1 protein-coding gene is annotated in these 544 nt (G+C 59.9%); it reads right to left on the bottom strand.

Features of this window, described 5'->3' with window-relative positions:
• On the bottom strand, window positions 1–544 hold a 544-nt coding region (locus GP2_RS20790), incomplete at both ends, for a condensation domain-containing protein (protein ID WP_040527713.1).

Raw genomic sequence — 544 nt, 5'->3', positions numbered from 1 at the left:
CCGAGTCAACAACCGCCCAATCCAAACCCTCGGCAACATCACCAACCGGATGCACCAACTGGAACGGCACACCATCCACATCCGGGAACGTCGTCCGCAACACCTCATGCCGCACAACAACATCCACCACCGCAGCACGCAACGCATCAACATCCAGGTCACCAACAACCCGCAACACCAACGGAATGTTGTACATCCCGCTCGACGAATCCAACCGATTGATAAACCACATCCGCTGCTGCGCAAACGACAACGGAACACGCTCCGGCCGCGGCGAAACCGCCCTCACCGGCGGCAACGCCGGCCGACGACCCGAAACAACCGCCACCAACTCACGAACCGACGGCGCATCAAACACATCACGCACCGACACCTCGACGTCCAACGCCGCAGACGCCCGAGCAGCAAGACGTGCCGCCGACAACGAATTACCACCCAAATCAAAGAACGACTCGACCACACTGACCCGCTCAACACCCAACAGATCAGCAAACACCCCAGCCACAACCTCTTCGGTCTCAGACCCAGGCGCCACATACTCGGC

This window comes from Gordonia paraffinivorans NBRC 108238 (assembly GCF_000344155.1).
GTDB classification, from domain to species: Bacteria; Actinomycetota; Actinomycetes; order Mycobacteriales; family Mycobacteriaceae; genus Gordonia; species Gordonia paraffinivorans.
This window is presented reverse-complemented; position numbering and strand designations above follow the sequence as displayed.